Genomic DNA, 25,341 nt, shown 5'->3' with positions numbered 1-25,341 from the left:
CTTCAACGCCAATTCGGTTAGTGTTTAATAACTGAAATTCAGGTTAGTCGCGATTAACTGTGATGTCCAACACACCATCGGCTTGCTAGACTCTGCGTCGGTCCTAGGAGGAAAAGTGGCCAGCACGGAAACACAACCCGGCAATGCAAGGCAGCCAATCACCGCACCGCCCGGTCCCACTACCCAGCGCGGCAGGGCCAAGGAGAACCGGCGGCAGGCATTGCTGGCTGCTGCCGCCTCACTGTTCGCCCTGAACGGTTTCAACCGTGTCTCGCTGGAGGACCTGGGGGCGGCGGCCGGAGTCAGCGGGCCTGCGGTGTACCGCCATTTTTCCGGCAAGCAGGCCGTCCTCGCCGACCTGCTGGTCACCGTGAGCCAGGAACTGCTGGACGGCGGGCGCCAGGTGGCGGAAAGCAGCGCCGACCCCCTGGCCGCGCTGCGCCGGCTGGTGGAGTTCCAGGTGGATTTCGCCCTGGGCAAGCCGGATGTGATCCGGGTGCAGGACCGCGACTTCAGCAACCTGTCAGAGCGGGACCAGTTGGCGGTGCGCACCCTGCAGCGCAGCTATGTGGAGGTATGGGTCGAGGTTCTGGCCAAGGTGCATCCCGGAATTGATACAGCCGAGCTGCGAATGCGGGCACACGCCACCTTTGGCCTTATCAATTCCACTCCGCACTCCGTCCGCACCCACGGCAGGCGGATGGCCGTCGGGGTGGCCCGGCCGCTGCTTGAGCGCATGGCGCTCGCCGCGCTGACCGTGCCGTCGGCCTGACCCGCCCGGCACCGCACGAACGGCCCCGGCCCGCACAACCGGCCCCGGGCAGCGCCGCTTATGCGGGTTGGGGCCGGTGATGTGCAGGTCAGGACCCGTTAGACCATCGTGAGCACCATCCCGGGTTCGGCCAGGATGGCCCCGACGTCGGCCAGGAACCGCGAACCCTGTTCCCCGTCCACCAGGCGGTGATCGAAGGACAGGCTCAGCGTGAGCACCTGTCGCAGCGCCACCTCGCCTTTGTACTCCCACGGCAATGTCCGGACTGCTCCGAGGCCCAGGATGGCAGCTTCCCCGGGATTGAGGATGGGGATGCCGGCGTCGATGCCAAAGACGCCGATGTTGGTGATGGAGATGGTGCCCCCGGAAAGATCTGCGGGGGTTGTCTTTCCGGCCCGTGCGGTTTCGGCGAGCGCCGTCAGGGACTGGGCCAGCTCCGGAAGCGCCAGGGTGTCGGCGTCCTTGATATTGGGAACAGTGAGTCCCCTCGGCGTGGCGGCCGCGATACCCAGGTTCACGTAATTGAAGGTGATGATTTCCTGGTTTTCCTCGTCCCAGCGGGAGTTCAGGGCCGGGTTGCGGCGCAGGGCGATCAGGACCGCCTTGGCCGCGAGCGTCAACGGGGTGAGCTTGACGCCTGCGAACGCCCTGCTGTTCTTGAGTTTGGCCAGCAGCTCAAGGCTTGGCGTGACGTCCACGGTGAGGAACTCGGTGGCGTGCGGCGCGGTGAACGCGCTGTGCACCATGGCAGCCGCGGTGTGTTTGCGGACGCCCTTGATGGGGGTCCGCGTCTCCCGCGCACCGGGGCGGGCTGCAACGTCTTTCGGCGCCGGTCCGGCCGGAGGCGCCGGTTCTTCCGGGTGTCCGGCGAATCCCTGGACGTCTTCGCGGGTGATGAGGCCGCCCGGACCGGTGGCGNCCACGCCGAGGTCCTTGGCCAGCTTGCGGACCGGAGGAGTGGAACGGGGGCGTTCGGCGGGCCGGGGTTCGCCAGGCCTGGTTTCGGCTGGCTTGATTTCGACAGGCTCAACCACCGGAGGCTCGGTTTCGACAGGTTCAACCACCGGGGTGAAGTTCCGCGCCCGCCGCGTGGGCCGGCCGGAGGCTTCGACGACGGCACCGTATCCCACCAGGTTCGGTTCCCTTTTCGGCGTTACCGCAGCGGATTCCCCTTCCCCCGCCGCCAAGCCGGCGGACGGCTGCGAAGGTGACGCGCCGGCGTCGTCCGGAACTTCGAAGGAGACGATCGGCTTGCCCACCTCCACTACGGAACCGGGCTGTTCGTGAAGTTCCTTGATGACCCCGGCAAACGGTGACGGCAGTTCCACCACGGCTTTGGCGGTTTCAACTTCGGCGATGACCTGGTTCAGGCTGACGGTGTCGCCAACGTCCACCTTCCAACTGAGGATTTCTGACTCGGTGAGTCCCTCGCCCAGGTCCGGGAGGCGGAATTCCTTGATCATGGTGGCGCTCATCCTTCCAGTCCACTCAGGGAGTTGGGGCGGCCCAGGGCCCGGTCCACGCCGTCAAGGATGCGGTCCAGGCCCGGCACGTGGTGCATTTCCAGTTTTGAGTAGGGGTAGGGGATGTCAAAGCCGGTCACCCGAATGGGGGCGGCCTCCAGATGGTAGAAGCACCGCTCAGTGATGCTCGCCGCAACTTCCGCGCCCAGGCCGCCGGACTGACCGGCCTCGTGCGTCACAACCAGGCGCCCGGTCTTCCGCACGGAGGCCACTACGGGTTCGTAATCAACGGGAGCCAGCGAGCGCAGGTCGATGACTTCGATGGAGATGCCCTCGTCGGCTGCGGCAGAGGCGGCATCCAGCGCGGTCTTGACCAGGGGACCGTAGGCAACGAGCGTGACGTCGCTGCCGGTGGTCAGCACCCGGGCCTTGTCCATGGGCAGGGCCGACCGCGGGTCGACGGACTCGTCCACTTCGCCCTTGTCGTGGTACCGGCGCTTGGGCTCGAAGTACAGGACGGGGTCGTCACAGGAGATGGCCTGCTGGATCACCGTGTAGGCATCCTGCGGGTTCGCCACTGTCACCACGCGCAGCCCGGAGGTGTGCGTGAAGTACGCCTCCGGGGATTCGGAGTGGTGTTCGGGCGAGCCGATGCCGCCGCCGAACGGGACCCTGATGGTGATGGGCATCTTCACGGCGCCGCGGGTGCGGTAATGCAGTTTGGCCACCTGGCTGACGATCTGGTCAAACGCAGGGTAGATGAACCCATCGAACTGGATTTCCACCACCGGCCGGTAACCCCGGTAGGCCAGGCCGACGGCTGTGCCCATGATCGCGGACTCCGCCAGCGGCGTGTCCACCACCCGGTGCGTGCCGAAATCCTTTTGCAGGCCGTCCGTCACCCGGAAAACACCACCCAGGGCACCGATGTCCTCGCCCAGGAGGACCACCTTGGAGTCGTTCTCCAGCGACTTGCGCAGCCCGGCGTTGATGGCACGGGCAAAGGTCAACTGGGTCATCAGCGTGCACCTTCTTCGGAAACGGCTCCTGCGGGATCGCCGAAGGAGGCCAGGTAGCGGGCGTAGTGGTCCTGCTGGCGTTCCAGCCAGGAATTGGGGGTGCTGTAGACATGCTTGAAGATGTCCATGGGCTGCGGGTCCGGCATGGTGGTGCATCCGCGGCGCATCTGCGCCGCAACGGTGTCGGCTTTGTCCTTGACCTGCTGCTGCAGCGTGTCGGTCAGGAGGCCCTTGCGCTCCAGGAGGCCGGCCAGCCTGGCGATGGGGTCCTTGGCGGCCCAGTCCTCGAGTTCGTTGGGATCGCGGTACCTCGTTGGGTCATCCGCCGTGGTGTGCGGGCCCATGCGGTAGCTGACGGCCTCGATGAACGTGGGTCCGCCGCCCCGCCGGGCCCGGTCCAGCGCAAGCCGGGTGGCAGCCATGACTGCCAGGACGTCGTTGCCGTCCACCCGCAGGCTGGGGATGCCGAAGCCGGTGGCCCGGTCGGCGAGGTGGATGTGGGACTGGAGCCGCACGGGCTCGGAAATCGCCCAGTGGTTGTTGGTGCAGAAGAAAACCACCGGGGCCTGGAAGCTGGCGGCGAACACCAAGGCCTCGTTCACGTCGCCCTCGCTGGTGGCACCGTCGCCGAAGTAGGTGACGGCCACGGCGTCGGCCCCGTCATTCTGGATGCCCATGGCATAGCCGGTGGCGTGCAGGGTCTGGGCACCGATGATGATCTGCGGCGTGGCCATATTGATGCTGTACGGATCCCAGCCGCCGGAGGCGTTGCCGCGCCAGACCCGCAGGAGGTCGGTCAGGTCCACGCCCCGGCAGTAGGCCACGCCGTTCTCCCGGTAGCTGGAGAATACGAAATCGTCGGCCCGCAGGGCCCGTCCCGATCCGATCTGGGCTGCCTCCTGGCCCAGGAACGGCGGCCACAGGGCGAGCTCCCCCTGGCGCTGGAGGGCGGTGGCCTCCACGTCGATCCTGCGGATGACGGTCATGTCCTCATAAAGGGAACACAACTGTTCGTCTGTAATGTCCTTCACCCAGAAGTCGAACTCCGGATGGCTGATGCGTTCACCCGAAGGGGTGAGCAACTGGAGGAGTTCCTGTCCCGCCGCGGAATCTCCTGCGCTTTGCGGGGTCTTTGTACCGCCATGGCCCGTTTCGTCTGTAGACACGATTGCCGCAACCTTCGTACGTCGTTGACCCGTGGTTTTACGGGCTTTTGGCCCCTGCCGCCACCGGCCTTCCGGGCGTCATTGCCCCAGATACTGTGACCCTACTCACAACACCCAGGGGGTACAACCACTGCGGAAATTTTTGAGCAGAGTGCCCTGCCCGGCGTCCCGGGACCGTGCTAGCGTTGCGCATTATGCGAGCTTTGGATGGCACTGACACCCGCCTGCTGTCGGCAATGGCGCAGGATCCGCGGCGCACGGTGGTGGCGCTTGCCCAGAAGCTCGGCTTGTCCCGCAACACCGTCCAAGCGCGCATGGCGCAGTTGGAGAAGAAGCACGTCTTCCTGTCCTTTGAACGTCGCATCAATCCGGTGGCGCTCGGGTACCCGCTGATGGCCTTCATCTCCGTCCACGTCCAGCAGCAGAAGCTTGGGCGCCTGGCGGAGGAGATCGCGGCCATCCCTGAGGTGCTGGAAGGATACGGGCTCACGGGTTCGGCGGATTTGCTGCTGCGCGTGGTGGCCCGGGATGCGGAGGACCTGTTCCGGATCAACGGCAAGATCCTGGCCTGCGACGGGGTAGAGCGGGCAGACACGGCGCTGGCGATGGGTGAGTTGATCCCTTTCCGGGTGCAGCCCCTGCTGGAGCGGGGCTCCGAGGGCGGGTAGAACGATGCGGGCGCCGGGTGCGGCTGGTACGACGGCGGCGGGCAGGGTTATAGGCTGGATGCAGTCATGCGCCGGGCCGGGAAGGCCCGGGTTGGCTCCCCGCGCCAGAGCCCAGTTCGTTGAAAGGTCCCCCTTGAGCAGTCCCCAGGATCCGTACCAGCAGGGCCGGGCCGCCTATACGCCGCAGCAGATTCCCCCCATGCCGGAGCAGCCGGCCCCGTTCGGCCTCCCAGGGGAACCGCCGCAACAGCCCAGCCGGCGGAAGCTCTGGATCATTCTTGGCAGCATCGGCGGCGTGCTGCTGCTGGTGATCATCGGCGTCGCCATCCTGGTGAATGTGGTGGGCAGCGCCACCAACCAGGCCCGGGGACTCGCGGACGAGTTCACCAGGAAGGTGATCGCCGGCGAGACAGCTGGCGCCTACGACGAGTACCTCGACCCCGCCCTGCAGAAACAGCTTTCCAAGGAAGCGTTTATTTCCGGGGTGCGGAGCCTGGAAATGGACAGCTCCTGCAGGCCCGCCTACAACGACCTCAAGGTGGCCACCGAGAACGGGGTGAAGTCGGCGGACGTGATGGGCCAGATCAGCTGCACGGGCAAGAAGGTTGACCTCGCATACCGGTTCGAGGGCAGCGACCGGCTCCTGATGACCAGCATCAAGCTGCGCCCAGCCTCGTAGGCCGTCCCGGCGGCCTGCCCGGAAAATTGGAAAGGGTGCTGATCTTTCTACCCATCCACACCGGCCAATGGTCCGAATCGCTTCCGAGGGTCCCATCCGGGACCCCGCAGCCGGCGGGAACATTCCTCCCCGCCCTATCGGAAGGACCCGGTCCATGCGCAACTCACCCAACCGCCTTGTCGCCACCATCTTCGGAGCCGTCTACCTGCTGGTGGGACTTTTGGGCTTCGCCGTCACATCCGGCGTCGGTTTCGTTGCCACCGAAGGCGCGAACCTCATCATCTTCGAAGTCAACCCCCTGCACAACGTCATCCACCTGGCCATCGGCGCCGCGCTGCTCTTCGCCGGACTCCGCGGTACGGACACCGCACGCACCGTCAATGCCACTGTGGGCGCCGTCTACCTCCTGGTGGGCATTGTCGGCCTGTTCCTGCTGAATTCGCCGCTGAACATCATCGCCCTGAACGGCGCCGACAACGTCCTCCACCTGGCCAGCGCCGTGCTCCTCCTGGGCGTGGGCCTGTCCCTGGACAAGTCCCCGGCCACGGCCCGGGCCTAGCATGGCAACGCCCGGCATGGCAGCACCTGGTGCCGCAGCACCAGGCATGGCAGCACATGCTGCCGCAGCACCGGACAGGACCACATCACCGGACGCCACAGTGTCCCCGGCGGCAGCCCCGGTCCGGCTGCTGACCGGGTTCGCCGGCTTTGGTGCGGGTTCGGTAAACCTTGCCATTTCGTCCAGCATGTTTGCATCATCAGGCGCCGTGGAACCGGCGCGGCTCCTGGCCGGAGTGCTGGCGGGGCTTTGGGGTGCGGCCCTGTTTGCCGGCGCCGTGGTGTTCCTGGCCAAGGAGCGCCTGGTGGGTGGCCGATGGACCCGGTATGCACTGTCCAGTGCGGCCGCGGTGCACCTGGCGGGCATCGTCTTCACTGCGTCCGGAACCCCCGGACTGGGCCTGACGCAGCTTTCCGCACTGTTGCTCACCCTGATGGTCATCGCGTCCGTCGGATGGCTCGGGCGGTCCGGGGACCGCCGGCAGCGGATGGCCACCTCCCCGCAGGCCGCCGGAATGCGGCCGGGCCGGCTCCTGCTGGCTGCTTTCGCCGGTGCCGTCCTGGTGGCCGGAATTGCGACGCCGGGACTCGCCGCATCGACGGCTGGCCAGTATGCCGTGCCGCATGGCGGGCACGGCAACCTGGCGCCGGCCGGCCACCACCAGCGGTAAGCCCCCGCCGGGACCACAGTGGTCCCGGCCCGCCAACGAAAGAGCCTCCGTGCCGCGGCCAGCGGCAGGAGGCTCTTCACGTTTATTGCCGGTTCAGCCCGGAGTGGGCGTCAGTGGTCCACCGCCTTTTCGGCCCCAATGCCCGTCAGTGAACGGACTTCCATCTCGGCCTGCTTGGCAGGATCCTCCCGCCGCTTGTCCAGGGTGGTGCCCAGCCAGCCCAGGAAGAAGGCCAGCGGGATGGACACGATGCCCGGGTTGCTGAGCGGGAAGAGGGCGAAGTTGGCACCCGGGATCATCGAGGTCTTCAATCCCGAGACCACCGGGGAGAACACGATGAGCAGGATGGCCGCGGCCAGGCCGCCGTACATGCTCCACACCGCGCCCTGGGTGGTGAACTTCCGCCAGAACAGCGAGTAGACGATGGTGGGCAGGTTGGCGGAGGCAGCGACGGCGAAGGCCAGCGCCACCAGGAACGCGACATTCTGGCCGTTGGCGAAGATGCCGCCCAGGATGGCCAGGATGCCGATGACCACCACCGTGCGGCGTGCCACCCGGACCTCGGTGGCCGCGTCCGCCTTGCCCTTGGCGATGACGTTGGCGTAGATGTCATGCGCAAAGGACGCGGCAGCAGTGATGGTCAGCCCTGCCACCACCGCGAGGATGGTGGCAAACGCCACGGCCGAGATGAAGCCCAGCAGCAGCGGCCCGCCAAGGTGGAACGCCAGCAGCGGGGCGGCAGCGTTGACACCGCCGGGTGCCGACTTGATGGTGTCCGCTCCCACCAGGGCGGCAGCGCCGTAGCCCAGCACCAGGGTGAAGAGGTAGAACAGCCCGATCAGCCAGATGGACCAGACCACCGACTTGCGTGCCTCCTTGGCCGTGGGCACCGTATAGAAACGCATCAGCACGTGCGGGAGGGCTGCGGTGCCCAGGACCAGGGCCAGGCCCAGGGACATGAAGTCCAGCTTGGAGGTTTCGGTCTTGCCGTACTGCAGGCCCGGATTGAGGACGGCCGGGTTGTTGGCGGTCTCCACGGCGCCGCCCAGCAGGGCCGAGAGGTTGAAGCCGTAGATGGCCAGGACCCAGAGGGTCATGACGGCGGCGCCAGCGATCAGCAGCATGGCCTTGATGATCTGGACCCAGGTGGTGCCCTTCATGCCGCCGATGAGGACATACATGATCATGAGGGCGCCGACGACGACGATCACCAGGGCCTGTCCGCCCCAGTCGCTGATGCCCAGAAGGAGGGAGATCAGGCTTCCCGCGCCGGCCATCTGGGCCAGCAGGTAGAAGAAGCAGACGGCGAGGGTGGAGATGGCGGCTGCGATCCGGACGGGGCGCTGCTTCAGCCGGAAGGACAGCACGTCCGCCATGGTGAACTTGCCGGTGTTGCGCAGCAGTTCAGCCACCAGCAGCAGCGCCACCAGCCAGGCCACCAGGAAGCCGATGGAGTACATGAACCCGTCGTAGCCGTTGATGGCGATGGCACCGGTGATGCCCAGGAACGAGGCCGCGGACAGGTAGTCGCCGGCGATGGCGGTGCCGTTCTGTGAGCCGGTGAAGGAGCGGCCGGCAGCGTAGTAGTCCGCTGCCGTCTTGTTGTTGCGGCTTGCGCGGAACACGATCACCATGGTCACAGCCACGAACAGGCCGAAGATGCCCATGTTGAGCAGGGTGGTGTCCTTGAGGGCGGCCACATCAACCGCAGCAGGAATCGAGATCATTTGTTGGCTCCGCCCACTCGGTTTCCGTCCTTATCGAATTCATGCCCCTCGATTTCCTGCCGGATTTCCGAGGCGATGGGGTCCAGTTTCCGGTTGGAGTAGTGGACATACCAGCCAGTGATGGCGAAGGTCGAGACGAACTGGAGCAGGCCCAGGATCAGGCCGATGTTGATGTTGCCCCAGACCTTGGTGGACATGAATCCCACCGCATAGTCGGCGAGCAGCACGTAGGCGAAGTACCACAGCAGGAAGACCACTGCCATGGGGAAAACAAAGCTGCGGTGACGCCTGCGCAATTCCTGGAACTGCCCGGTCGACTGGACTTGCTCGAAGTCCACGGACGCCGCTGCGTCCGGAGTATGGGCATCATTACCCATCGTTCCTCCTCATTGAGTTGCCGGTACACACCAGGCGGCAGGCCCGGGTGGACACCGCAGATGTGACACCAATCACTCTGCCGTCCGCCGGGCTGTCCGTTCCAGAACTTCGCAGCGCACGGTCGCTCAACGGCTGTGATGCTGCGGCAAACGGCACCCCCCGCTACGCTGGGCACCATGCCGGACTCCCCCCTCCTCACCGCCGCGGCCGTGGCAGTGATTGCCATGGCGATTGCCGTCGTCGTGGGCGTGGGCCTGAAGGTGCTCCGCTCCTTCCGTGAGCTGGGCACTGACGCAGAACGCGCCACGTACCACACGCTCCACGCGGCATCCCAGGCCGGGCAGCACCTGCGCCGCGGACTGAACCCGGCCGGCGCCGCGAAAGCCAGCCGCCAGCTGCGGGCCCTGCTGGCCTGCGACGCCCTGGCGATTACGGACACGTCCGGCGTCCTGGCCTGGGATGGCGGCGCCGAGGACATCAGGCCGCGCCTCATGGACCTCGCTGCCGACGTGCTGGGCTCCGGCCGGACCGCTGTCCTGCCCGCAGGGGCCAACGGAACGGGCGGCCGGCTTGCCGCCGTGATCGCCCCGGTGCGGGCCGGCACCCGCGTGGTGGGTGCCGTCGCCGCCTTCGCCCCGTCCGCCGGGGCCGGCCTGGTCCGGGCCACCGGCGAGGTGGCCGACTGGGTGGCCGTCCAGGTGGAACTCGCCGAGCTGGACGCCTCCCGGACGCTGCTGATGGAGGCGGAGGTGCGGGCGCTGCGCGCCCAGATCAGTCCACACTTCATCTACAATTCGCTCAACGCCATCGCATCCTTCATCAACACCGACCCGCAGCGCGCCAGGGAGCTGGTCGTGGAGTTTGCGGACTTCACCCGCTACTCATTCCGGCGGCACGGCGATTTCACCACCCTGGCGGAAGAGCTGCGCTGCATTGACCGCTACCTGCTGCTGGAACGCGCGCGCTTTGGCGAACGCGTCCAGGTCAGCCTGCGCGTCGCCCCCGAGGTGCTCAGCACGGTCATCCCGTTCCTCAGCCTCCAGCCGTTGGTGGAGAACGCCGTCCGGCATGGGCTGGAGGCCAAGGAAGGACCCGGGCACATCAGCATCACGGCAGAGGACGCCGGCGCCTTCGCAGAGGTCACCATCGAGGACGACGGCGTGGGGATGGATCCGGAGCACCTCCGTTCGGTGCTGGCCGGCCACACCGACGGGGACCACGTGGGGCTGCGGAACGTCGATGCCCGGCTCCGCCAGGTGTACGGCAACGACCACGGGCTGGTGGTGGAAACGGCACCCGGCGAGGGCACCCTGATCACCATGCGGGTGCCGAAGTCCCAGCCCGGCCACGACGCGTGAGGCAGGACCTGCCGCTGGAAGTACCCTAAGAGCATGATTAACGTCCTCGTCGTTGATGATGAGCTGCCCGCCGTTGAGGAGCTGGCTTTCCTGCTGGGCAGGGATGACCGCATCGGGAAGGTGCTGCGGGCGACTTCCGGCGCTGAAGCCCTCACAGCCCTGTCCAGCGGCAGCATCGACGCCGTGTTCCTGGACATCCATATGCCGGCAGTCTCCGGGCTGGACATCGCCGCGGCGATTGCCCGCAGCAGTACTCCGCCCGCCGTCGTCTTTGTCACCGCTGACGAGGACCACGCCCTTGCGGCCTTCGAACTCGCGGCCGTGGACTACCTGCTCAAGCCCGTGCGCGCAGAGCGGCTGGCCCGTTCCGTGGGGCGGATCAGTGAACTGCGCGACGGCGGGACGGCGCCGGAGATGATCACCGTTGACCAGGGCGGGACCACCAGGATGATCCGCCGCGACGACGTCACCTACGTCCAGGCCCAGGGCGACTACGCCCGGCTCCACACCGCCGACGCCAGCTACCTCATCCGGGTGCCGCTGGCCGACCTGGAGCAGCAATGGGCGGACGCCGGCTTTATCCGAACCCACCGTTCCTATTTGGTGGCCCTGAAGCATGTGTCCTCGATGAAGCTCGCTGCCGACGGGCCCCGCGTGACCGTGGCCGGTGCCGGGCTGCCCATCAGCCGGCGGCACCTGCCAACCGTGCGGGAGAAGCTGGAGGCCACCCGGATCAGGCCGCACGCATGACGCGCGTCCGGGTCACGGCGCCCCACGGCGCCGCCCGCACGCCGGTGCGCGCCGGGCAGCGAACGGGCGAATCGCGGGAAGCGGCGCAGGACTCCGAAGTTGGACAGGTATTCGTGCGGTCGCTGATCAGGTCCCAGCTGCGGCTGGCCCTGGTGGTGGCCGGCGGCTTCCTGCTGGTCCTTGCCGCGTTTCCCCTGGTCCTGCTGGCAGTGCCCGGCCTGGCCGATGCCCCGGTCGCCGGGATCCCGTTCGGCTGGCTCCTGCTGGGCGCGGGAATTTACCCGGTCATCGGTCTGAGTGCCTGGTTGTATGTGCGGACCGCGGCCCGCAACGAGGCACGCTACCGTGACCTCGCCGGCGAGCAATGAGGCACGCATGAACGCCGGGACCGCCATTGCAGCCGTGGCGGTAGTGTCGCTCGCGACGGCCATCATCGGCTTTTACGGGCTGCGGATCTCCCGTACCACGGGCGACTTCTACGTTGCCTCGCGTACCGTCCGGCCCTGGTGGAATGCGTCGGCGATCGGGGGCGAGTACCTGTCCGCGGCAAGCTTCCTGGGTGTGGCCGGGCTCATCCTGCTCTCGGGGACGGACGCGATCTGGTTCCCCGTGGGGTACACCGCCGGCTATCTGATGCTGCTGCTCTTCGTCGCCGCCCCGCTGCGCCGTTCCGGGGCTTACACCATTCCTGACTTCACCGAGTCCCGGCTGGCGTCCCGGGCCGTCCGGCGCGTGACCAGCCTCCTGGTGGTGATGGTCGGCTGGCTGTATATCGTGCCGCAGCTGCATGGTGCCGCCCTGACCATCCAGATCGCCACCGGCCTGCCGGCCTGGGTGGGTTCGGTCGCCGTCGTCCTGGTGGTCTGCCTGACGGTGGTGGCCGGAGGCATGCGGTCCATCACCTTCGTCCAGGCCTTCCAGTACTGGCTGAAGCTGACCGCCCTTGCCGTGCCCATCCTGTTCATCATCTTCGTGCTGGCCGGCCAGGGGAGCGGACCGCAGTCCACTCCGGCGGTCAACCCCACCGGACTGGCACCGGCGGGGCCCTACCAGAACGTTTCCCTGCTGGTGGCGCTGCTGTTCGGCACCCTGGGCCTGCCGCACGTGCTGGTCCGCTTCTACACCAATCCGGACGGGCACTCCGCCCGCCGCACGACGCTGATCGTCCTGGGGCTGCTGTCCGTGTTCTATCTCTTCCCCACCGCCTACGGGCTGGTGGCCCGCACCTACGCGCCCGGCCTAGCCCGCTCGGGGCAGCCGGATGCCATGGTCCTGCGGTTGCCCGGCGAGCTCGTTGGCGGCGTGGCGGGAGACCTGCTCTCCGCCCTGGTGGTGGCCGGGGCGTTCGCCGCGTTCCTCTCCACCACCTCCGGCCTGGTGGTGTCCCTGGCCGGCGTCATCAGCCAGGACGTGCTGGGCGGCGGCGTCCGCGGCTTCCGGCTGGCCGCCGTCGTCTCCGCGCTTGTCCCCCTCGGGTTTGCCTTCATGACCGGATCCTCAGCCTTGGCCGGCAGCGTGGGCCTTGTCTTCGCGTTCACCGCCTCCACGGTGTGCCCGGTCCTGTTGCTGGGCATCTGGTGGCGCGGCCTCACAGACGCGGGGGCGATCGCGGGGATGGTAACCGGCGGCGTGCTGTGCGGCGGGGCGATGATCGCCGGTGCCGTGTCCGGTCCGGGAACGGTCCCGGGGTGGCTGGCGCAGCCGGCGGCCTGGAGCGTGCCTGCCGCCTTCGCCGTCATGGTGATCGTGTCCAAGGCCACGGCCCACCGCATTCCTGCCACGATGCCGCGGATCATGACCCGGCTGCATACCCCGGAACGGCCGCTGGCGACGGAGCGGTGGTCGGGAGGACAATAGCGCCATGTCCAGCGAGGACGGCGCAGAGTCCCGGCAGCCAGGTGGGGTCCCGGCCTCCGTGCGCGCCCAGCTGCTCGCCACGGAACACTGGGGCCTGTTGGCATCGCGCAGCACTGCCCAGGGCGAGGTGCTGACGCGGATCAGCATGTTCCTGACCTTCACCTCGGCAAGCGTGGTCAGCATGGCACTGGTAGGCCAGGCCACAGGGTTTTCCGGCGCCTTCGTGCTGCTCGCCGTGGTTGTCCTGTTCATCGACACGGCGATCGGGCTCCTGACCCAGTTGAGGGTGCTGAACGTGGCCCACGAGGACCTCATGTACGTCACCGCAATGAACCGGCTGCGGGCCGCCTACGTGGACCTTGACCCGGGTGTGGCGCCGTACCTGATGGCGGCGCACCATGACGATGAGGCAGGCTCCAAGCAGACCTACTATTTTTTTGGCAACCGCGGCAGCTTCAGCCACGTGGCGGGCAGCAGCATGATCTTCATGACGACGGCGAACGCTGCCTTGATCGCCATCCTGGCCGGGCTGCTGGTGACGCTGGCGGGTGCGGGTACCCCGGCCGCGCCCGTGGTGGGCGCCGTGTGCGGAACCGCATTCCTGGTGGTCTCCGCCGTGCGCGGCTTCCGGAGCTACCGCGGGGTGTGGCGGGGCTTTACGCCGCTGTCCCCTACCCCTCCTGGCTCGGAATAGCAGAATGCCGGCCTGCTAGTCGATGGCCGCCATCAGCTCGACGACGCGGTCCAGGAAGGCGTCAACCTGCGATTCCTCATAGCCGTCGGCGCCAACCGCCGGACGGAAGACGGCGCGGCGCACGCTGTCAACGCTCAGCGGCTTGTCCTGTTCAAGGTAGGCGACGAGTTCGCGGCACAGCCGGTCGACGTCGTCCGTGTTGTAGCTGCGGGCCTTCTTCCTGGTGGGCCGGCGGAAGCGGTCGCCGTCGGGCCGGTGCAGCCGGCCGCGGAGGATGCCGGAGAGGCTTCCGATTTCGCGGAGCCAGGCTTCCTCGCCGTGGGCCGCGATCAGCTCATCCCGCTCCCGGCGGGCGAAGGCGTCTTCGAGCCGGTCCAGGGCCGCGTCCACGACGGCGGCCGAGTAGCCGCCTTTGACGGGGTCGAAGGACACCGCCCGCACGTCGGCGCTGTTCACTGGGTCCGTGGCGGAGCCCGGTGCTTCCAGCGAGACCCGCGCCCGCTGCAGGAACTGGTCCACCTGCTTGGCGTTGTACCCGTACTCGCCGCGCTGTACGCGCTCAAAGGACGCAGGGATCTGCCGATGAATGTCCAATGCCACTTCGATTCCTTCAGTGCTCTTCAGCCGTAGTGCTTCCGCACCAGTTTAGGGTGCCGGAGTCTTGGCGGCCGCCCGGGTGCTGTTTGTGTCAGCCCCGGCGCCTGCCGCTGTGGAGGGGGTTAGGCGCCGGCTACCAGGCCATACATGATGAACGCAACCGGCGAGGCGAAGACGATGGAATCCAGCCGGTCCATCACTCCCCCGTGCCCGGGCAGGATGCTGCTCATGTCCTTGACGCCCAGCTCGCGCTTGACCATGGACTCGGCAAGGTCCCCGGCCGTTGCTGCCGCCACGGTACCCACGGCCAGCAGCACGCCGACCCACCAGGGCTTGTCCAGCACGAAAAGTGCTGCCAGGACGCCGATCAGCGTGGCCCCGGCCACCGATCCCGCGAAGCCCTCCCAGGACTTCTTGGGGCTGATCTTCGGTGCCATGGGGTGCTTTCCGAGGGACGCGCCCACCAGGTAGCCGAAGGTGTCGTTGGAGACCACCAGGAGCAGCATGACCGCAATCTCCCATGCTCCGATGGGCGCAATACCCCCGGGCCACAGCCCCAGCGGCGTGGTGCCGGCGGCATGCAGGGGCAGCGCAGCGAAGCTGATGAAGAACGGCACCCAGCCCAGGGTGAAGACTCCGGCGAAGATGCTGTTGGCGGATCCGGCGGCGCTTTCGATCGAGCGCCACAGCAGGACCGCGACGGCGCTGAGCAGCAGGGCAAACAGCTGGCTTTCAATGCCGCCGAAGTAGGCGGCGAAGGGCATGGCCAGCGTGCCCGTCATCACCGGAACGATAGGCATCCTGGTGCCGTTCGCTTCCAGCGCGCGGTAGATTTCCCAGACGCCGAACACCGCAAAGACCGTGACGATGGCTACGAAGGCCAGCGGGAGGAACAGCAGCCCACCCAGGACACCGAGCAGCATTGCCAGGCCCACCACGACGGCGGCTGGCAGGTTCCTGCCGGCCTTTGGCGTCGGATTGCTCCTGGGCTGCTTCCCCCGCGCGCCGGCCCGTGAAGCCGGGGCCTGATCTGCCTGGCCCATCAGACTTCGAGCAGCTCTGCTTCCTTGCGCTTGAGCAGCTCATCGATGCCGTCGACGTGGGCCTTGGTGAGGCCGTCCAGTTCCTTCTCGGCGCGGTTGCCTTCGTCTTCACCGGCTTCGCCGTCCTTGACGAGGCGGTCAAGGGTCTCCTTGGCCTTCCGGCGGATGTTGCGGATGGAGATCTTGGCGTCCTCGCCCTTGGTCTTGACGATCTTGACGTATTCCTTGCGGCGTTCCTTGGTCAGTTCAGGAATGGTGATCCTGATGACGTTGCCGTCATTGGACGGATTCGCGCCGACCTCGGAATCACTCAGGGCACGTTCGATGTCGCGCATGGCCGACTTGTCGAAGGGGGTGATCAGGATGGTCCGCGCGTCCGGGATGGCGAAGGAGGCCAGCTGCTGCAGGGGCGTGGGCGAGCCGTAGTAGTCCACCAGGACCTTGTTGTACAGGCCGGGGTTGGCGCGGCCGGTGCGGATGGAGGCGAAGTCTTCCTTGGCTACCTCGACCGCTTTGTCCATCTTTTCTTCGGCTTCGAGCAAGGTTTCTTCGATCACGGTGTCTCCTGACGGTTCTGGTGCGGTCCGGGGCGCCGGCTCCATGCACTCACGTGGTTCTTTGCTGCTGTTTCCATCCCCGCCGGGAGGGGCGGGGACGGAACTGTCCTGGAATCATCCTAGCCGGAGCTAGGCGGTGACCAGCGTGCCCAGCTTCTCGCCAAGGATGGCGCGGGTAACGTTGCCTTCACCCTCCATGCCGAACACCACCATGGACAGGTTGTTGTCCTTGCACATGGTCATTGCCGTCTGGTCCATGACCCGGATGTCGCGGCGCAGGGCATCGTCGTAGCTGAGGGTTTCCAGGCGCTCCGCGGTGGGATCCTTCTTGGGGTCGGCCGTGTACACGGCGTCCACGCCGCTCTTGGCCATCAGGACCACGTCGGCATGGACTTCCAGGGCGCGCTGCGCGGCAACGGTGTCCGTGGAGAAGTAGGGCAGGCCGGCGCCGGCACCGAAAATGACCACGCGCCCCTTTTCCATGTGGCGGATGGCGCGGCGCGGGATGTATGCCTCTGCCACCTGGCCCATGGTGATGGCGCTCTGCACCCGGGTTTCCACGCCCGCCTGCTCCAGGAAGTCCTGCAGGGCCAGGCAGTTCATGACTGTTCCCAGCATGCCCATGTAGTCGGCGCGGGAGCGGTCCATGCCGCTTTGGGACAGTTCGGCGCCGCGGAAGAAGTTGCCGCCGCCCACCACAATGGCTACCTCGACCTGCGGGACGGCGGCGGCGATCTGCTTGGCAACGTCGCGGACGGTTTCGGGATCGACACCGAGTTTCCCGCCGCCGAAGACCTCGCCGGAGAGCTTCAGGAGGACCCGCCGCCGGCTCTTCTCTGATTGCGTGACAGTGTTGACGGCTTCCATGATGCCTTCCCGTTGGTGACTCTGAAAAAAGGGTATCCTGCCGGCTCCGGTGGTCGGAACCGCCCGCGCCCGATGTGGACTGCGCGCGGGGTGGATTGTGAGCATGCAAAAGGGGCGGCCACCGAAGTGGCCACCCCTTGCAGTTCGACTAGGAGCCGACGCGGAAACGCGTGAACGCGGTTCCCTTGACACCGGCCTCTTCGAGGACCTGTGCCACTGACTTCTTGGCGTCCTTGGCAAATGCCTGGTCCACCAGGACCTCACCCTTGTAGAAGCCCGTCACGCGGCCTTCCACGATCTTGGTGAGGGCGGCTTCGGGCTTGCCCTCGGCCTTGGCGGTCTCTTCGGCGATGCGGCGCTCGGACTCGACGAGCTCGGCCGGAACGTCCTCACGGGTGAGGTAGTTCGGAGCCATGGCGGCGATGTGGACGGCAACGTCGTGGGCGGCGGTTGCGGCGGCTTCGCCTTCACCGTCGACAGCGAACAGCACGCCAACCTGGGCCGGGAGGTCCTTGGAGGTCTTGTGCAGGTAAGCGTCAACGGTTGCACCCTCGATGCGGGAGATCCGGCGGACAACAACCTTTTCGCCCAGGATGGCGCCCTCTTCGACGACGACCTCAGACAGCGGCTTGCCGTCGACATCGGTGGCGAGCAGGGTCTCGAGGTCGGCAGCGCCGGACTCGACGGCGACGGCCAGGACCCGGTCGGCCAGCTGGATGAACTTGTCAGCCTTGGCAACGAAGTCGGTCTCGCAGTTGACCTCGATCATGACGCCAACGCCGTTGCTGACCTTGGCAGCCACCAGGCCTTCGGCGGTGGAGCGGCCTTCACGCTTGGTAGCGCCCTTGAGGCCCTTGATGCGGATGATCTCGATGGCCTTCTCGGCATCACCGTTGGCTTCGTCAAGAGCCTTCTTGACGTCCATCATGCCGGCGCCGGTGCGCTCGCGCAGGGCTTTGATGTCCGCGGCAGTGTAGTTCGCCATGTGAACCCCTCTGTCTAGAAATGTGTGGTGGTGTACGGACCGACAGGACGGCAGCCCACGGGGGTGGGCTGCCATCCTGTCAGCAGCTCCGGCTGCGGACAGCGCGGAGAATCCGGATTTTGCGTGTGTTACTTGGCGTCTTCGGCGGGAGCCTCGGCAGCTGCCGGAGCTTCCTCGGCGGCCGGAGCTTCAGCGTTCTCAGCCGGAGCGGCAGCAGCTTCTGCCTTGCTGCCTTCGAGGAGCTCGCGCTCCCACTCGGCCAGCGGCTCTTCCGGAGCTTCGGTGGCGCCCGTGCCGCGGTTGTTGCGGGCGATCAGGCCCTCGGCAACAGCGTCGGCAACAACGCGGGTCAGGAGGTTCACGGAGCGGATGGCGTCGTCGTTGCCCGGGATCGGGAAGTCGACTTCGTCCGGATCGCAGTTGGTGTCCAGGATGGCCACAACCGGGATGTTCAGCTTCTTGGCCTCGTCAACGGCGAGGTGTTCCTTCTTGGTGTCGACAACCCACAGCAGGGACGGAGCCTTGGTCAGGTTGCGGATACCGCCCAGGTTGGACTCCAGCTTGGTGAGCTCACGCTTGAGGAGCAGGAGCTCCTTCTTGGTGTAAGCGGAACCGGCGACGTCGTCGAAGTCGATCTCTTCGAGTTCCTTCATGCGCTGGATGCGCTTGGCAACCGTCTGGAAGTTGGTCAGCATACCGCCGAGCCAGCGCTGGTTGACGTAGGGCTGGCCCACGCGGGTTGCCTGCTCGGCAATTGCTTCCTGGGCCTGCTTCTTGGTGCCGACGAAGAGCACGGTGCCGCCGTGGGCAACAGTGGCCTTGACGAACTCGTAGGCGCGGTCGATGTAGGACAGCGACTGCTGCAGGTCGATGATGTAGATGCCGTTGCGCTCGGTGAAGATGAAGCGCTTCATCTTCGGGTTCCAACGGCGGGTCTGGTGTCCAAAGTGGACGCCGCTGTCAAGCAGCTGGCGCATGGTTACGACGGGCATTCCGGCGCTCCTTATTTTCCGGCAGGTCATTCATGAGAAAACCCGGAGGCTTCTTACCCTGCCAATAGTTGACGGTTGATCAGCGTGGCCCGGACGGGCCGTGCTCCTGGCATCCCCCGCACTTCCCATCAGGACCAAAGCCTGACCGCAGGAAGCGCGATCCTCCATGGACGACGCCGGGGCGTTGGCTGCCGGAGGGCTGGATGCGCGTAGTCAGCCGCCGCTCCCCCACACTCCTGAATGAGATGTGCCGACGCGATCCGGACAGGGGGATGCACCGCGGGGGTGGACCACTGGGACGTAACGCGTTGAGGGCGCAGCAAACTGCTCCATCAAGTGTACTACAGGCACCCCCGCCCGCCGGACAGTTCGTGCCCGGCGGCGGCGGTTGTCCACATGGCCGGAATCTGCCCTCCCGGTACGGCCCGGGGCCGGGCAAGGTGGTGCCATGAAACCGCCATTCCTGCTTGCCGCACTCCTGCTGTTGCCGGCGTCGGTGGTGTCGCCAGGCACCGCCTTCCAGTACAGGACTGTTCCCTACGGCGCTGCTCCGCAAGCCACCCCGGCCACCTTCCGGCCGCCTATGCACGTCCAGGCTGCACCGGTCCGGGCCGCCGGCAACGAACAGGAACATACGACGTCCGGCGGAGGGCCGGCCGCCAAACCCTCCTGGCCGTGGCCGCTGGCACCGCGCCCGCCGGTGCTGCGCGGCTTCGATCCCCCGCCCAAGCCATGGCTCAGCGGGCACCGTGGAGTGGATCTGGGAGTTGCCGCCGCCGGGGCCCAGGTTTCGTCCCCCGCAGCCGGAACAGTGAGCTTTTCAGGCGTGGTGGTTGACCGGCCGGTTATCACCATTGACCACGGCGGCGGATTGCGGAGCAGTTTCGAACCCGTGCAAAGCGCCCTCGCCGCCGGCGACACCGTGGCCGCTGGGCAGGTTATCGGAACCGTCACGCCGGGCCACTGCCCGCCGGCCCTGTGCCTCCATTGGGGCGTCAGGGACGGGGATCAGTACGTCAATCCCCTGCAGTTCGTCCTGGACCTGCGCCCCTCGATCCTGCTGCCGCTGGCGGAGGGACCCTAGCCGCAGTTCGGCGGCCTGGGCGGGGTACCGCCTAGACGATGGCCGAGATTCCGGTGATGGCGCGGCCCGTTACGAGCGTGTTGATTTCGGCGGTGCCCTCGTATGAATAGATCGCCTCGGCGTCGGCGAAGATCTTGGCCATCTCATAATCGGTCACGATGCCGTTGCCGCCCAGAATGCCGCGGCCCAGCGCCACGCTCTCGCGCATTCGTGCCGTGGCGAAGGCCTTGGCCAGCGCCGACTGTTCATCCCTGGCCGCGTCCCCGTCCTCCAGCTGGGAAAGCCTGACCATCATGCCTGTGGAGCTGACGGCGTTGCCCAGGATCCGGACCAGCTGGTCCTGGATGAGCTGGAAGGAGGCGAGCGGACGGCCGAACTGCCGGCGCTCAACGGCGTAGCGGCGGGCTACGTCGAACGCGGCCAGCTGGAGGCCGACAGCCTGCCAGGCAACCGCCAGCCGGGTGACCTTCAGCACCTTGTTGACGTCGCGGAAGCTGTTGGCGTTTGCGAGCTTGAAGTGGTCCGGGACTGCAACGTCCGCCAGGACAATGTCCGCGTTCTGGACCGTGCGCAGCGAGATCTTATTCTCGATCTTCGCGGCGCTGAACCCGGGCAGTGAGGTGTCCACCATGAAGCCCTTGACCTGGTTGTCTGCCACGTCCCGGGCGTACACCACCACCCAGTCAGAAAAGGTCGCGTTGCCGATCCAGCGCTTGGCCCCGTTGAGGATCCAGGTATCGCCCTCTTTGCGGGCTGTGGTGCGCGTTCCGCCGGCAACGTCGCTGCCCCCCAGCGGCTCGGTCAGGCCGAAGGCGCCGATCTTTTTCAGCGCATAGATATCGGGGAGCCACTCGTCCTTCTGCTCCTGCGACGCCAGCAGCTCGATGGAACCGGTGAAGAGCCCGTCGTGCACGCCGAGGAACGTGGCAATGGAAGCGTCTGCCCGCGTCACCTCTGCATGCAGCATGCCCGCGAAGAGGTTGGAATATCCCTGGCGGCGCACGGGGCTGACCAGGTCCAGGCCGGCGAGCTTCGGCACCAGGTCCATGGGGAATTCGCCCCGGTTCCAGCAGTCAACCGCCAGCGGCCTGACCTCGCGCGCCAGGAAATCACGAACCTCAGCCAGGCGGTCCTGCTCTTTTCCGGACAGGAGCTGTTCGAAGGCGAAGAAGTCGCCGTCGGCGTAGGGAAGCTCGTGGGGACCGGATGCAGAGGGAGCCATGGGTACCTTCTCGATGATCAGCGCCGACCATGCCTCCAAGCGGGGCACGGTATGTTACTGATCAGTAACATACCGTAGGGCGGAGCGTTAACCAAGGCAACCGCGGCCAACGTGTATCGTCGGCCGCGGTTGTCGGATGGCGGTAGGGCTACTCGGACTTGAACCGAGGACCTTAGGATTATGAGTCCCGCGCTCTAACCAGCTGAGCTATAGCCCCCCAAACCCTGGGAGCTGAGGTCAATCGACCCGCTCCGGCAGGGCAGAAACACTCTAGCAAACCCGGGAACGGGATCAGACCACCTTGTCGTCATACGTGGCGCCGCGGTACAGGTCCTCGAAAGTCTGCAGCGTTCCCTGGATGCTGTGGGGCTCCACCATTTGCCGGCTTGCGCGGCCCATGGCGCGCTGCTCCTCCTGGGGCAGCTCCAGTACCTGGGTGATCTTCTTCGCCAGGTCGTCGCTGTCGTTGGGCGTGAAAAGATACCCGTTCTCGCCGTCGCGCACCAGGTGCGGCAGCGCCATCGCGTCCGCGAGGACCACCGGGGTGGAGGCGGACATCGCTTCCAAGGTCACCAGGGACTGAAGTTCCGCCGTTCCCGGCATGCAAAACAGGTCGGCCCGGATGTAGGCCGTGCGCAGTTCGTCGTCGCTGGCAAGGCCAAGGAACTTGACCCGGTCACTGAGTCCAAGCCGACGCACGAGTTCCTCAAGTGCGGACCGCACGTCGCCGCCGCCAACAATCTCCAGGTGCACGTTCAGCTCCGGCGGTGTCTTGCCGATCGCCTCGATGAGCACATCGACATGCTTTTCCTCGGCCAGGCGTCCGGCGAACAGGACGGTGGGGTTTGCGTGGGGCTCGATGTACTCTCCGGGCTTGAGTTCGTACGCGGCGGAGTCGATGCCGTTGGACAAGGGCAGCACCTTGCGCAGGAAGGCGTGCTCGTGCATGGCACGGGCGGCAAGCGGCGTGGGGGTGGTGACGACGTCGGCCTGGCCCATGACCTTGCCCATGTCCTTCCAGGAGACACGGCCAATGATGTCCTTGAACCACTGCGGGAACGGCAGGAAGGGGTTGAGGTTCTCGGGCATGAAGTGGTTGGTCGCGATAATCCGGACCCCCCGCTTCACCGCCTCGTAGAGTACGTGCTCGCCAATCATGTAATGGCTCTGGATGTGCACCACGTCGGGCTTCACCCGGTCGAAGAGGAGGCTGATTTCCTTCTTGATTTCCCAGGGGAAGCAGAGGCGGAAGGTCTCGTGGGTGAAGGCCTTGTGCGAGCGGAGCCGATGCACGGTTGCTTCCTCGCGGAACTCGGTGAAGCTCTTTCCCTTGCTGTCACGGGACGCCAGGACATGGACCTTGTGGCCCCGGGCAGTCATGCCCTTGGCCAGCCGGTATCCGAACTGGGCCGCCCCGTTGACGTCGGGCGGATACGTGTCCGCCGCAATCAGGATGGTCAGGGGGCGCTGGTCGGCTGGCGTGGTCATATGGAGTACTCCTGATGGTCACGGTGCGGGCAGCGTGGAACTGACAGCACGGTTGGCCGCCGGCGTGGTTGGCTTACGGCCTCGTGGACTTGCTTGGGTGTGCGGAATTCGGTTAGTGGGTGGGCCTGCCGGCGGCCTTCCGCGCGTCCTTCTTGCGCTTGGTGACCTCCGGGTGGTGCCGGGAAAGGGCGATAACCCCAACGATAGCAAGGCACGCAGCCGTTCCCATTGCAACGGCCATGACGGCATGGACGTCCGGGCGCAGTTCGCCCAGGATGATGACCCCGATGGCGATGCCCACCATGGGGTCGATCACCGTGAGGCCGGCGATGACCAGGTCCGGCGGGCCGGTGGAGTAGGCGTTCTGCACGAACCAGGATCCAAGGCCGCCGGCCGCGATGATTGCCACCACCGAATACCACTGGACGTTCAGCAGGAAGAGGCCGTTCGGGTCCAGCAGGTGCTTACCGATGATCCGGGTGAGGACAGCGACGAAACCGAACAGGATGCCGGCGCCGAGGATGTACACAAACGCGTTCATTCGATGCCTGAACGTTACGGCCAGCGTGCCGAACAATCCCACCGCCAGGGCGAGCAGCAGCACGATGGTCAGCTCATCCTCGAGGCTGACGTGGTGGCTCTCCTGGGTGACATTGACGGCGAGGAGGACGAACAGCGCCGAACCGGTGACGCATGCGGCGATGGAAACGGCGGTGGCACGGTTGATGGTCAGGTCCTGGTCCCGGGCGTTGACCACGGTGGTGATCACAAGGGCAATGGCGCCGATCGGCTGGACCACCGTGAGGGGGGCGGACACCAGCGCCACGGCGTTCATGGCCATTCCGGTGCACAGCAGCAGGAGCCCGAACATCCACCGGGGATTGCGCAGCAGGCGCAGGAAACCGTTGGAGCTCAGGGCGAGGCCGCCGGTATCGGCTTTGACGGCGCTGCCCTGCCGCTGGGCGCCCAGGGCAAGGCAGAACGCGCCAAGGACCGCCAGGCCGACGGCGAGCCAGACCATCAGCCGTGACCGCCGTCGTGCTGTTTCTGTTCCCGGCCTTTGCGCAGGATGGCCCAGAAGTAGTTGTAGGCGGCAACCCAGTGGCCAACCAGGCCCAGGCCCAGCACCACCCAGGCGGCGGCGAAGAGCTGGTCCGCGGCGCCGGTATCCAGGCGGGAGAGGACCAGCAGCGGCGTACCAAGGAGGAGGAGCCCGGTCCGGACCTTGCCCACGACACTGACGGGAAGGTCGGGGTGTCCGTGGAAGAAGGAAAGCGTCAGGACCAGCAGGACTGCATCGGGCACCACGAGCGCCGCCAGGTACAGCCAATGCACGACGCCGGCAATCACCAGGGTGGCAGCCACAGCCAGCAGGGCCAGCCGGTCGGCGATGGGGTCCAGGACCCTGCCGAGCTTGGAGGCCTGGTCGAACCGCCGGGCAATATAGCCGTCGATCCAGTCGGTCCCGGCCATGACGGCCAGGACGATGACGCCGGCGCCGTACTCGTGCCGGGCCAGGACCAGCCACATGAACAGCGGGACCCCCATGAACCGCACGATGGTCAGCAGGTTGGGGATGGTCAACACGGAATCGTGGTCCACCAGGGGACGGCCGGGGCGGGCGCCTGCACCAATGAACTTCACCCGTCCCCCTCTCCTTCCTGCCGCGCCGCAGCGCAGTCTTTCGATTGTGTCCAGTGATCCGCCGGCCCGCTTCCTAGCTGGAGCGGACCAGCTTCCGGAGGAGGACCGCCAGGACGGTTCCGGCCGCAACAAAGGCCGCCAGCGGCTTCCAGCGCCGCCGCAGGTCCGCGGAACCGGACAGCGCGGCAAGCCTTTGTCCTGCTGCGTCCACGCCGCGCCGTGCCACGACCTGGCCTTCACGTAGCCTGACCTGCGCCGCGGCCAGCAGGTACCGGGCCTGGGTCTTGACGTCCAACTCCGTGCCGAGTTCGTCGCGGACCTCGGCAAGGTGGTGCCTGCGCTGGCTCAGGCGGCGCACCAGTTCGGGTTCGGACGCATGCGGGAATTCCTGGTCGTGCTGGGCGGCCTTGGCTTGCTTTTCGGCCTTGGCCTTGGCCGCTGCGGCGTCCTTCTGGGCCTTGGCTGCCTTGCCTTCGGGGCTTTCCGGATCCAGGACAGCGGGGTTGAAGGCGGAGCCTTCCCTGGCCACGCCGATATCGTGCCGGATGCCGCGGATGGTTTCTTCGGGCATGAGCGGCATGGCCTTCTTGAACCTTGCCATGCCCACCAGTCCGCCGACCAGGGCGATGATGAGGAATGCTGCGGAGACCAGGAGGGCGGCCAGCCATGCGGGCATGATGGTGGCCAGGCCCATGATCGCTGCAACGATCAGGCCAACCACCAGGAACGCCAGGAACAGAAGCGCGACGGCAAAGAAGGCGGCGGCCACCCCCACCTGGATTCCCTTGCGCTTGAGTTCAATCTTGGCGAAGGCGATCTCGTCGTTGAGCTGGCGGGGCGCCAACCGGAATAGGAGTCTTGCCGTCCCGGGCAGTGCACTGATACGCAATCCCGGGCTGGTACGCCCGCTGTGACGTCCGCTCATCGGTTCCGCCTTACTGGTTTCATGGGTCCATACTGCTTCCGTTCGCTGCGGAAATGTGCAGCCGCACAGTCCACGCCACCCCAAACTACCATTGAGGTTCTGGGCGGACTTGGGGGCATGCCGGACGGCGCGGCCTACAACGCTGCAAAAACAGCGGCGGCCCGGCCTAGGATTGTT

General features: G+C 66.6%; 27 protein-coding genes and 1 tRNA gene. 11 read left to right on the top strand and 17 right to left on the bottom strand.

Annotated elements, in window-relative coordinates:
* Window positions 1–157 precede the first annotated feature (157 nt).
* Window positions 158–772: an SACE_7040 family transcriptional regulator gene (locus ACTJK0_RS11655; protein WP_440745292.1), complete on the top strand. Its 615-nt coding sequence runs from the start codon at window positions 158–160 to the stop codon at window positions 770–772.
* A gap of 98 nt (window positions 773–870) precedes the next feature.
* Here ACTJK0_RS11655 and ACTJK0_RS11650 read toward each other — a convergent pair whose 3' ends face one another.
* The 3 genes from ACTJK0_RS11650 to pdhA are packed head-to-tail and all read right to left on the bottom strand — an operon-like array spanning window position 871 to window position 4,420.
* Complete coding sequence (locus tag ACTJK0_RS11650; RefSeq protein WP_440745258.1) at window positions 871–2,247, bottom strand: dihydrolipoamide acetyltransferase family protein; 1,377 nt, start codon at window positions 2,245–2,247, stop codon at window positions 871–873.
* Window positions 2,244–3,254: an alpha-ketoacid dehydrogenase subunit beta gene (locus ACTJK0_RS11645; RefSeq protein ID WP_440745257.1), complete on the bottom strand. Its 1,011-nt coding sequence runs from the start codon at window positions 3,252–3,254 to the stop codon at window positions 2,244–2,246. The genes ACTJK0_RS11650 and ACTJK0_RS11645 overlap by 4 nt, the downstream gene beginning before the upstream one ends.
* Window positions 3,254–4,420 carry a pyruvate dehydrogenase (acetyl-transferring) E1 component subunit alpha gene (gene pdhA, locus ACTJK0_RS11640; RefSeq protein ID WP_440745256.1) on the bottom strand — a complete coding sequence of 389 codons (1,167 nt, stop codon included), beginning with the start codon at window positions 4,418–4,420 and terminating at the stop codon, window positions 3,254–3,256. Before pdhA ends, ACTJK0_RS11645 begins: the two co-directional genes overlap by 1 nt.
* 194 nt (window positions 4,421–4,614) lie before the next feature.
* On the opposite strand from pdhA, the gene ACTJK0_RS11635 reads away from it, so the two are divergent.
* The 4 genes from ACTJK0_RS11635 (at window position 4,615) to ACTJK0_RS11620 (ending at window position 6,996) form a co-directional block, all read left to right on the top strand.
* Window positions 4,615–5,088 (top strand): Lrp/AsnC family transcriptional regulator, encoded by a 474-nt coding sequence (locus ACTJK0_RS11635; RefSeq protein ID WP_110544731.1) that lies wholly within the window; start codon window positions 4,615–4,617, stop codon window positions 5,086–5,088.
* 133 nt (window positions 5,089–5,221) lie between these two features.
* Window positions 5,222–5,767 carry a hypothetical protein gene (locus ACTJK0_RS11630; RefSeq protein ID WP_440745255.1) on the top strand — a complete coding sequence of 182 codons (546 nt, stop codon included), beginning with the start codon at window positions 5,222–5,224 and terminating at the stop codon, window positions 5,765–5,767.
* Window positions 5,768–5,921: 154 nt separating this feature from the next.
* A complete protein-coding gene (locus ACTJK0_RS11625) occupies window positions 5,922–6,326 on the top strand; it encodes a DUF4383 domain-containing protein (protein ID WP_110544908.1) in 405 nt (134 codons plus the stop codon).
* 16 nt (window positions 6,327–6,342) lie between these two features.
* The gene (locus ACTJK0_RS11620) at window positions 6,343–6,996 is read left to right on the top strand and encodes a hypothetical protein (protein WP_440745254.1); all 654 of its coding nucleotides are present in this window, start codon (window positions 6,343–6,345) and stop codon (window positions 6,994–6,996) included.
* Between the two features lie 110 nt (window positions 6,997–7,106).
* Here the strand turns inward: ACTJK0_RS11620 and ACTJK0_RS11615 are convergent, their stop codons facing one another.
* Both ACTJK0_RS11615 and ACTJK0_RS11610 read right to left on the bottom strand, forming a co-directional pair.
* Complete coding sequence (locus ACTJK0_RS11615) at window positions 7,107–8,723, bottom strand: solute symporter family protein (RefSeq protein WP_440745253.1); 1,617 nt, start codon at window positions 8,721–8,723, stop codon at window positions 7,107–7,109.
* Window positions 8,720–9,100 carry a DUF485 domain-containing protein gene (locus tag ACTJK0_RS11610; protein WP_110544723.1) on the bottom strand — a complete coding sequence of 127 codons (381 nt, stop codon included), beginning with the start codon at window positions 9,098–9,100 and terminating at the stop codon, window positions 8,720–8,722. Before ACTJK0_RS11610 ends, ACTJK0_RS11615 begins: the two co-directional genes overlap by 4 nt.
* 177 nt (window positions 9,101–9,277) lie before the next feature.
* On the opposite strand from ACTJK0_RS11610, the gene ACTJK0_RS11605 reads away from it, so the two are divergent.
* From ACTJK0_RS11605 to ACTJK0_RS11585, 5 genes are read left to right on the top strand one after another with little or no spacing between them, the layout of a single operon-like run.
* Window positions 9,278–10,459, top strand: coding sequence for a histidine kinase (locus ACTJK0_RS11605; RefSeq protein WP_110544906.1), 1,182 nt, complete (start codon window positions 9,278–9,280; stop codon window positions 10,457–10,459).
* A gap of 33 nt (window positions 10,460–10,492) precedes the next feature.
* The gene (locus ACTJK0_RS11600) at window positions 10,493–11,209 is read left to right on the top strand and encodes a LytR/AlgR family response regulator transcription factor (RefSeq protein ID WP_110544721.1); all 717 of its coding nucleotides are present in this window, start codon (window positions 10,493–10,495) and stop codon (window positions 11,207–11,209) included.
* Window positions 11,206–11,577, top strand: coding sequence for a hypothetical protein (locus ACTJK0_RS11595; RefSeq protein ID WP_110544719.1), 372 nt, complete (start codon window positions 11,206–11,208; stop codon window positions 11,575–11,577). Before ACTJK0_RS11600 ends, ACTJK0_RS11595 begins: the two co-directional genes overlap by 4 nt.
* Before the next feature lie 7 nt (window positions 11,578–11,584).
* Window positions 11,585–13,066, top strand: coding sequence for a sodium/solute symporter (locus ACTJK0_RS11590; RefSeq protein WP_110544718.1), 1,482 nt, complete (start codon window positions 11,585–11,587; stop codon window positions 13,064–13,066).
* A gap of 4 nt (window positions 13,067–13,070) precedes the next feature.
* On the top strand, window positions 13,071–13,760 hold the full coding sequence (locus ACTJK0_RS11585; protein ID WP_110544716.1) for a hypothetical protein: 690 nt from the start codon (window positions 13,071–13,073) through the stop codon (window positions 13,758–13,760).
* Between the two features lie 15 nt (window positions 13,761–13,775).
* On the opposite strand, the gene ACTJK0_RS11580 is transcribed toward ACTJK0_RS11585, so the two are convergent.
* The 6 genes from ACTJK0_RS11580 to rpsB all read right to left on the bottom strand — a co-directional run bounded on the left by ACTJK0_RS11580 (window position 13,776) and on the right by rpsB (window position 18,801).
* Window positions 13,776–14,360, bottom strand: a complete 585-nt coding sequence (locus ACTJK0_RS11580; RefSeq protein ID WP_440745252.1) for a DivIVA domain-containing protein — start codon at window positions 14,358–14,360, stop codon at window positions 13,776–13,778.
* Between the two features lie 119 nt (window positions 14,361–14,479).
* The gene (locus ACTJK0_RS11575; RefSeq protein ID WP_440745251.1) at window positions 14,480–15,400 is read right to left on the bottom strand and encodes a phosphatidate cytidylyltransferase; all 921 of its coding nucleotides are present in this window, start codon (window positions 15,398–15,400) and stop codon (window positions 14,480–14,482) included.
* A complete protein-coding gene (gene frr / locus ACTJK0_RS11570; protein ID WP_110544711.1) occupies window positions 15,400–15,957 on the bottom strand; it encodes a ribosome recycling factor in 558 nt (185 codons plus the stop codon). The genes ACTJK0_RS11575 and frr overlap by 1 nt, the downstream gene beginning before the upstream one ends.
* A 129-nt stretch (window positions 15,958–16,086) precedes the next feature.
* Complete coding sequence (pyrH, locus tag ACTJK0_RS11565) at window positions 16,087–16,824, bottom strand: UMP kinase (protein ID WP_110544709.1); 738 nt, start codon at window positions 16,822–16,824, stop codon at window positions 16,087–16,089.
* 148 nt (window positions 16,825–16,972) lie between these two features.
* Window positions 16,973–17,809: a translation elongation factor Ts gene (tsf, locus tag ACTJK0_RS11560; RefSeq protein ID WP_110544707.1), complete on the bottom strand. Its 837-nt coding sequence runs from the start codon at window positions 17,807–17,809 to the stop codon at window positions 16,973–16,975.
* Between the two features lie 128 nt (window positions 17,810–17,937).
* Entirely contained in the window at window positions 17,938–18,801 is an 864-nt protein-coding gene (gene rpsB, locus ACTJK0_RS11555) for a 30S ribosomal protein S2 (protein WP_110544706.1), read from the bottom strand.
* Between the two features lie 448 nt (window positions 18,802–19,249).
* On the opposite strand from rpsB, the gene ACTJK0_RS11550 reads away from it, so the two are divergent.
* Window positions 19,250–19,885, top strand: coding sequence for a murein hydrolase activator EnvC family protein (locus ACTJK0_RS11550; RefSeq protein WP_440745250.1), 636 nt, complete (start codon window positions 19,250–19,252; stop codon window positions 19,883–19,885).
* A gap of 31 nt (window positions 19,886–19,916) precedes the next feature.
* On the opposite strand, the gene ACTJK0_RS11545 is transcribed toward ACTJK0_RS11550, so the two are convergent.
* From ACTJK0_RS11545 to ACTJK0_RS11520, 6 genes are all read right to left on the bottom strand, one after another.
* A complete protein-coding gene (locus ACTJK0_RS11545) occupies window positions 19,917–21,107 on the bottom strand; it encodes an acyl-CoA dehydrogenase family protein (protein WP_110544703.1) in 1,191 nt (396 codons plus the stop codon).
* Between the two features lie 143 nt (window positions 21,108–21,250).
* Window positions 21,251–21,324: transfer RNA gene (locus ACTJK0_RS11540), tRNA-Ile, on the bottom strand.
* Window positions 21,325–21,398: 74 nt separating this feature from the next.
* Window positions 21,399–22,595 carry a glycosyltransferase gene (locus ACTJK0_RS11535; protein WP_440745249.1) on the bottom strand — a complete coding sequence of 399 codons (1,197 nt, stop codon included), beginning with the start codon at window positions 22,593–22,595 and terminating at the stop codon, window positions 21,399–21,401.
* Window positions 22,596–22,707: 112 nt separating this feature from the next.
* Complete coding sequence (locus tag ACTJK0_RS11530) at window positions 22,708–23,616, bottom strand: DMT family transporter (RefSeq protein ID WP_110544699.1); 909 nt, start codon at window positions 23,614–23,616, stop codon at window positions 22,708–22,710.
* Window positions 23,616–24,239 (bottom strand): CDP-alcohol phosphatidyltransferase family protein, encoded by a 624-nt coding sequence (locus ACTJK0_RS11525; protein WP_440745248.1) that lies wholly within the window; start codon window positions 24,237–24,239, stop codon window positions 23,616–23,618. The genes ACTJK0_RS11530 and ACTJK0_RS11525 overlap by 1 nt, the downstream gene beginning before the upstream one ends.
* Window positions 24,240–24,312: 73 nt before the next feature.
* Window positions 24,313–25,164 (bottom strand): phage holin family protein, encoded by an 852-nt coding sequence (locus tag ACTJK0_RS11520; RefSeq protein ID WP_440745247.1) that lies wholly within the window; start codon window positions 25,162–25,164, stop codon window positions 24,313–24,315.
* Window positions 25,165–25,341 lie beyond the last annotated feature (177 nt).

Source organism: Paenarthrobacter sp. 22069 (genome assembly GCF_052046035.1).
Lineage (GTDB): Bacteria > Actinomycetota > Actinomycetes > Actinomycetales > Micrococcaceae > Arthrobacter.
Note: the sequence above shows the minus strand (reverse complement) of the source record. Positions and strands in the feature narration are given on the sequence as shown.